Raw genomic sequence first — 6,924 nt, 5'->3', positions numbered from 1 at the left:
CAATTTCCACCTCCTGCTGAGGTGGTTCACAGCGATCTTGTGTGCCTGGATCCAGGTCTGGCCCGCCGACGGCACAGACGCAAAACCCGCCTGAAATATCGCTCAGGCGGGTTCTTCACGGACGACTATTTCATTCCGTGAGTTCTTGTTTCATTTCGTTGTAAGCAATTGTGCTGAGCGCGATTCAGGCATGTGTCGTGTGAAATCAGCGTTGCCTATGCTGCTTTTTGGTGAAAGAGTGCCGACCAAAATCCAACTCATAACAAAGAAGTTCATTGTGCATGAAACCGGGACCTCGTCCCCGCGTTCACAAAAACGGGCAATTGGTAGGCGGCATCCGCTGTGGCACTAGAAACGGCAAGCACTCCCGTAAGGCACCCGCGTTGGCGGGCCCGAGCGCACGAATTGTGGCGCCGCCTGCCGAGCGAACCGCGTCGTGCGGTGCTCTATACCCTCACCTCGATTCTGGCGCCGCGGCCGGTCCAGGGTGCTGTCGGCGGCGTGCCGGTGACCGTCGCAGGCCTGATGCGCAGCACGACCGGCATCGGCGAGGGCGCCCGGATGTGCCTTGCCGCGCTCGAGGCGCTCGGTATTCCGGCTGAAAGCCTCGATTTCAGCGAACGGCTCAATCTGGCCGACATGCCCGGTGACCCGACGCCGCCGCCCGTGCATCGGGCCGACCCCGGCGGCTCGATGATCGTGCACATCAACGCGCCGTATCTGCCGCTGGCGCTGCTCGCCATGGGGCGGGCTGCGACCCGTCGCAAGCGCATGATCGGCTACTGGTCATGGGAATTGCCACGCATTCCCGACAGCTGGCGCGTCGGCTTCCCGTTCGTCAACGAGATCTGGGTGCCGAGCAGCTTCACCGCCGATGCGATTCGCGCAGAAGTTGATCTGCCTGTGCATGTGGTGCCCCATCCGATGCTGCCGGTGCCGCCGCAGACGTTCGACTGGCGGCAGAAGTTCGGCATCGGCGCGGACGAGCTTGTCGTGGGCACGTTCTTCCACATGGGCTCGTCGTTTGCCCGCAAGAACCCGCTGGCCGCGATCGAGGCGTTCCGCCGCGCGTTCGGCCGTGAGAAAGCGCACCTTATCATCAAGATGAATGATGGCAGCCTGGCGCCGGACCTGAGGGCCGCCGTGCTGGAGGCGACGGGTGGCTATCCCAACATCCACCTGATCGAGCAGAAGCTGACGGATCAGGAGATGTCGGATCTGCTGTGCTCGGTCGACGTGCTGCTGTCGATGCATCGGACCGAGGGGTTCGGCCTGCCGCTCGCCCGGGCGATGCAGCTCGGCAAGCTGGTGGTTGCGACCGGCTGGTCCGGCAATCTGGACTTCATGACCCGCGAAAATTCGATGCTGGTGGATTATTCGTTGATCCCCGCCACCGATCCGCAGCGGAAATACGACTATAATGACATGAATTGGGCGAACCCTTCGGTCGAGCATGCCGCACACTGTCTCCGGCAGGCGGCGGAAGTGCCGGGTCTGCGGCAGAGCCTGGGGACTCAGGCGGAGCGGGACATCGCCCGGCAGTTCGGCCGGGACGCGTGGCCCGGCGCTCGACAGTTGAATCGTCTGGGCGCGCAGCATCGGACGGTGTGAAGCGCTCGAACTTGAGGAAGTGGCTTTTTGTGACCGGTTTTGATCTTGCTGAATCTGCGCCCGCGCGGCCGGTAACGCTCGCGCGCCCCCCGTCGCGGGCGGTGTTGGCGCTCCGCGACCTCGGCCAGGGGTTCGTGCACTGGTGGCTCTGGGGCCTCGTCGCCTGGACCGATATCAAGCAACGCTATCGCGGCTCCGTGCTCGGGCCGTTCTGGCTGACGCTCAGCACGGCAATCATGATCGGCAGCCTGGGCATGCTCTATTCGCGACTGTTCAAAACAGACATCGCGACTTATCTGCCCTATCTCTCGCTCGGCATCCTCGCCTGGGGCCTGATCTCGACCGTGCTGGGCGAGGCCTGCACCGCCTTCGTCTCGGCGGAGCACGTGATCAAGCAGATCCGCATGCCGCTCGCGATCCATCTTTATCGCGTGATCGCGCGTAACCTGATCGTGTTCGGCCATAATCTCATCGTGTTTCTCGTCGTGGTCGTCTGGTTCAGCGTTCCGGTTAACTGGGCCGATCTCTTGGTTGTGCCCGGCATGCTGCTGATGATCCTGTGCGCCGTACCGGCCGGGCTAGTGCTGGCGGCGCTCTGCGCTCGCTTCCGCGACGTGCCGCCGGTCGTCGCCAGCCTGCTGCAGGTCATTTTCTTCATGACGCCGATCATGTGGCGCCCGGAACTGCTGGGCCCCCATGTCGCGCTGGCACTCTACAATCCGTTCAACTGCTTCATCGATCTCATCCGAGCCCCATTGCTGGGCGAGTGGCCGCCGCTGACGTCCTGGCTGGTGGCACTCGGGTCGACAGCGTTCTGCTGGCTCGTTGGCTTCCCGTTCTTCGCCCGCTTCCGCGCGCGCATCGCTTATTGGGTGTGACCGCTGTGACTGCGATTCGTCTGCGTGATGTTTCCGTCGATTTTCCGATCTACCAGGGCAGCAGCCGGTCTTTGAAGAAGACCCTGATGCGCGCGGGTGCGGGGGGGCGAATTCTCGCCGATGCCAACCACCGGCTGGTGGTGCATGCGCTCGACAAGATCAGCCTCGACGTCGAGGAAGGCGATCGTGTCGCCCTTATCGGCCCGAACGGTGCCGGCAAGACGACGTTGCTGCGCGTGCTCGCCGGCACTTACGAACCGACCGACGGCCTGATCGATGTCGATGGCAAGGTGGCCCCGCTGTTCGACTCGGCGCTTGGCCTCAACCATGATGCCACGGGCTACGAGAACATCATCCTGCGGGGCGTCTATATGGGAATGGCGCCCAAGGAAATGGCCGGCCGCATCGACGAGATCGCGACCTTTACCGAGCTCGGCGACTATCTCAAGATGCCGATCCGCAGCTATTCGAGCGGCATGCTGATGCGGCTTGCCTTCGGGGTCGCGACTTGCGTCAGGCCGGAAATCCTGCTGATGGACGAGTGGCTCCTCGCCGGCGACGCCTATTTCCTGGAAAAGGCACGCCACCGGCTGGCGAGCTTCGTCTCTGGCTCCAAGATCCTGGTGCTCGCCTCCCACTCCGAGGCGATCGTCAAGGAATGGTGCAACAAGGCGCTGTTCCTGGAGCGCGGCCGGGTCCGTATGTTCGGCGCGATCGATGATGTGTTCGCCGCTTACACCGAGAGTGTCCACGCCTGAGCCGCGACGGCCGTTCGGCGTCGAGATAAGGGCGGGCTCAGGGGCCCGCCCTTCGTCATCAAGCGTTGGCGGCCGCGGCGCGGCGATCGCTCTCCAGGTCGGCGAGCATGGACCAGGAATCCAGCGACTGCAGGCACTGGAACAGCGGCAGCAGCCAGCCGTCCTTGCGCCAGCGCAGGAAGATGTTGTTGGCGATCCCGTCGATCTTCGCCCCGTCGAGCGTGAGGAAATTGTCGATGCGGAACTTGCTGCCGTCCTGCAGCAGGAGTTCGACGCCGCGCGGCACCAAGAGCTCGGCGGCCGCGATCATCTTGCCGAACTCGATCGTCTTCATCATGCCCGCACGGAAATGGTTGGTGAGCTCGATGATCCGCGACAGGATCGGCGTCGGCGTGCCGTCCTTGAACAATGCTTCGCCGATCTCGCCGAGGCTCGCCGCGTCCGGATCGATCACGACGGAAACCTCGTTCGAATCCTTGGCGATCGGCAGCAGAATGAACGGATAGGTGTGCACGGCGCCGGGGATGTAGGTGCGGTTGCGCCACTGATTGCTCTCATTGACCATCAGGTTCGTATTCTCGCGCAGCCCCACGACGGCGAACGGCATCGGGATCTCGCCGGCGCTGAAGATGATCGGGTACTGGCGCGCGACGAAACGGAACTCGGCGATGGTGATCGGGATCAGGTGGGTGTGCGCGGCGAAGCCGAAGCCGGCATTGGTGTTGAGCTTCATGTTGGCGTGAAGCTCGCGGTCGAGCGTCATCAACCGGTTGAAGAACATCGGCCGGGCCGCTGTGGCCTGGCTGCCGCTGCTCTGCTTCTCTTCCGTCATCCCCTGGTGTCCTAACCCTGTCTTGCTCCGCCCGTTGGGAGCGCCGCGCAGATTGCGCGGACGGCGGCGGCAGTCAACAGCGGATTTGCCGGCGGCGGCCCAGGCGCCACCCCGAATCGATGCTAGGCCAGGGCGACGATGGCTTGGCCGAGGCGTGCGAGGCCCAGGTCCTCGATGCCGAGCCGGACGAGTTGCGCCAAGGTCCGCTCGAAATAGTCCCGATTCGTGCCGCGCTGCCCGGTCGCTGTCGCGATGCGCCGGGCCGCTTCCTCGACCGGGAGCCCGCCCGCGTAGGCCGCATGCTCGAGATCGGCGACGAAGGTCAGCGCTTCGATCGAGCGCCCGTCGTCGAGGCGTGCGATCACGCGACGCGGCACATAGCCGTCGGCGAGGGCCATCTCGCGGCGCCAGAGATAATCGAGCGTCGCTGCCTTGTGCCGTCCGTCAGCCTTGATCGCGAGGCCGCGGCAGCGCCCGCCCGGCAGCAGGCCGACCACGAGGCCAGGGGCGGCGACGGTACCGCGATGGCCTTCGGAACGGACGCAGAAGGCCCGGGTCAAGCCCTCGACCTCCGCCGGCAGGATCGCCTCGTGCGGAAAGCCCGGGTCCCACATGAGGGAGCCGTAGGCAAAGACCCAGAGGTCGCCCTCGGGCACCGGCAGCGCATCCGGTGCCGACGCGTGTTCAGACCAGAGCATCAGCCGCGGCCGCTGCTGTTGACGGCCCAGACGCCGGCGGCGGCGAGCGCCATGCCGACGAGCGCCAACGGGCTCAGCGTCTCGCCGAACAGCGCGAAGGCCATGACCGCGGTCACCGCCGGCGTCAGGTAGAACAGGCTCGAGACGCGCGAGGCGGCACCGTGGCGGATCAGGTAGAACAGCAGCATCGTGGCGCCGAGCGAGAGCACGATCGCGAGCCAGGCGATGGCGAACACGAAGCGCGGCGTCCACTCGATCGTGAACGGCTCGAAGAGCAGCGCCGCCGGCAGCATCGCGAGGGCGGAAACCGCATTCTGGATCACCACGGTCACCCGCAGGTCGATCCCGCTGCAGAAACGCTTCTGGTAGAGCGTGCCGACGGTGATCGCGACCATGGCGACGATCGTGATGCCGGCGGCGCCGAGCCGATCGCGGTCGAGCAGCGCCGGATTGATCACGACGAGCGCCACGCCTGCGAGACCCAGGGCCAGTCCCAGCCATTGCACCGGGCGGATCCTCTCACCCAGCACCAGGCCGGCGAGGGCCGCCGTCAGGATCGGCTGCAGCCCGACGATAAGCGCCGAGACGCCGGCCGGCACGCCATGGGCGATGCCGGTGAAGACGCCGCCCAGATAGGCGAACTGCATCAGGAGCCCGACCACGGCGACGTGCAGCAGCTGGGCCGGGCGCTCGGGCCAGCGAGCACCGGAGGCGAGGGCGAGCGGAGCCGCAAGCACGGCGACGATGGCGAACCGCACGCCGAGGAACGTCATCGGGCCGGCATAGGGCAGGCCGAGCTTGGCGCCGAGGAAGCCGGTCGACCAGAGCAGCACGAACAAGGCGGGCGCCACACGCTGGAGCGGCGAGGCGGAGAGGGCGGCGGGGTGAGGCACGGCCATCGAACGGTCTCGGGGGTGCGGCAAACCAACAGGGGTGAAGCGTGCCGAGCTTGGCAGCGGGTGGTTGGCGGCGGCAATCGCCGGTGGCGCCGGTCGGCCATGCCCGGAACGCGGGACGCGCCTTGCCCATCGACCCGCCTTCGGAACCCGCGTATAACCGCGCGCCATGTTTCGTCCTCGCCTCAATCTACAGACCGGCGTTGCTGCAGCCGCAGCCTTGGTCGCGCTCTATTCCGTCCTCTGGTTGCTGCTCGCCCATCAGGTGCGCCGAGAGGTCGATGCCTTCATCGCGCGCGAGCGCGCGGACGGGGTCGAACTCGCGGCCGGCACAGAGATGACTCAGGGTTTCCCGTTCCGCCTCGAGGTGCGTCTCACCGACGTCGCCGCCGACGGGCTGCCGCATGGCGCCAAGGGGCGGGTCACGGTGCCGGTGCTGCTCGCCTGGGCGCAGCCGTGGAAGCTCGGTGCCTGGCACTTCGCCATGCCGAACGGCGCCTCGCTCGCAGCACTCCAGGGCACCGTCGCCGTCGATCGGCTTGCAGGCCGGCTGAGTGCCGTGGTCGGCCCTGGTGGCGTGCCCGGAGGCAAACGCGCGGAAGTCAACGCCGACAACATCTCGATCGTGGCGGGCGACCGGACGACGAAGGTGGGCGACGCGGCGCTGGTGCTGCTTCTCCCGCCGGCGTCGCCACATTCCCATGAGGAGCCGCTGTTTTCCATCAACCTGCTGGCTCACCAGGCCACGCTGCCGAACAGCGTCGCTCCGCTCGGGCAAATGATCGATCACGTGAAGCTCGACGCCACGTGGCGTGGCCCCGTGCCGGCCGGCAAGCTTGCTGATGCGCTCGCGACTTGGCGCGATGATGGCGGTACCATCGAGCTGCAGGGCGTCGATCTCGGCTGGGGGCCACTCGGCCTCTCGGCCGACGGCACGCTGGCGCTCGACAAGGCGCTGCAGCCGCTGGGAGCGTTCAGTGCGCGCATCGTGGGCTACGAGGCCATCGTCGACGCGTTGGTCGATGGCGGCGTGATCCGGCAGAACGACGCCTCCCTCGTGCGGATGGGTCTGTCGATGATGACCCAGCGCGGCGTCGATGGTTCGCCACAGCTCAAGACTCCGGTGACGATCCAGGACGGTGCCCTGTTCCTCGGCCCCGCGCGGCTCATGAAGCTCGCCCGGATCGACTGGTGACGATCGACTGGTGACGGGCGCTCTAACTATTTGATTAGGGACGGATTCCCCTCAAT

7 protein-coding genes are annotated in these 6,924 nt (G+C 66.1%); 4 read left to right on the top strand and 3 right to left on the bottom strand.

Translation table 11 applies throughout. The features are described from left to right. Positions 1-561: 561 nt before the first annotated feature. The 3 genes from IEY58_RS26700 to IEY58_RS26690 all read left to right on the top strand — a co-directional run bounded on the left by IEY58_RS26700 (position 562) and on the right by IEY58_RS26690 (position 3,247). On the top strand, positions 562-1,611 hold the full coding sequence (locus IEY58_RS26700; RefSeq protein ID WP_189051210.1) for a glycosyltransferase family 4 protein: 1,050 nt from the start codon (positions 562-564) through the stop codon (positions 1,609-1,611). 104 nt (positions 1,612-1,715) lie between these two features. Beyond that, the gene (locus IEY58_RS26695; RefSeq protein WP_189051209.1) at positions 1,716-2,489 is read left to right on the top strand and encodes an ABC transporter permease; all 774 of its coding nucleotides are present in this window, start codon (positions 1,716-1,718) and stop codon (positions 2,487-2,489) included. Further along, the gene (locus tag IEY58_RS26690) at positions 2,378-3,247 is read left to right on the top strand and encodes an ABC transporter ATP-binding protein (RefSeq protein ID WP_229743969.1); all 870 of its coding nucleotides are present in this window, start codon (positions 2,378-2,380) and stop codon (positions 3,245-3,247) included. The genes IEY58_RS26695 and IEY58_RS26690 overlap by 112 nt, the downstream gene beginning before the upstream one ends. Positions 3,248-3,305: 58 nt before the next feature. Here the strand turns inward: IEY58_RS26690 and IEY58_RS26685 are convergent, their stop codons facing one another. From IEY58_RS26685 to IEY58_RS26675, 3 genes are all read right to left on the bottom strand, one after another. After that, positions 3,306-4,079, bottom strand: a complete 774-nt coding sequence (locus IEY58_RS26685) for a SapC family protein (protein ID WP_189051208.1) — start codon at positions 4,077-4,079, stop codon at positions 3,306-3,308. Between the two features lie 122 nt (positions 4,080-4,201). Continuing rightward, positions 4,202-4,777 (bottom strand): gamma-glutamylcyclotransferase, encoded by a 576-nt coding sequence (locus IEY58_RS26680; RefSeq protein ID WP_189051207.1) that lies wholly within the window; start codon positions 4,775-4,777, stop codon positions 4,202-4,204. After that, entirely contained in the window at positions 4,777-5,676 is a 900-nt protein-coding gene (locus IEY58_RS26675; RefSeq protein WP_189051206.1) for a DMT family transporter, read from the bottom strand. Before IEY58_RS26675 ends, IEY58_RS26680 begins: the two co-directional genes overlap by 1 nt. A gap of 166 nt (positions 5,677-5,842) precedes the next feature. Here IEY58_RS26675 and IEY58_RS26670 point away from each other — a divergent pair, with 166 nt between their 5' ends. Further along, complete coding sequence (locus IEY58_RS26670; RefSeq protein ID WP_189051205.1) at positions 5,843-6,868, top strand: DUF2125 domain-containing protein; 1,026 nt, start codon at positions 5,843-5,845, stop codon at positions 6,866-6,868. Positions 6,869-6,924 lie beyond the last annotated feature (56 nt).

This window comes from Aliidongia dinghuensis, from assembly GCF_014643535.1.
Taxonomy (GTDB): domain Bacteria; phylum Pseudomonadota; class Alphaproteobacteria; order ATCC43930; family CGMCC-115725; genus Aliidongia; species Aliidongia dinghuensis.
Note: the sequence above shows the minus strand (reverse complement) of the source record. Positions and strands in the feature narration are given on the sequence as shown.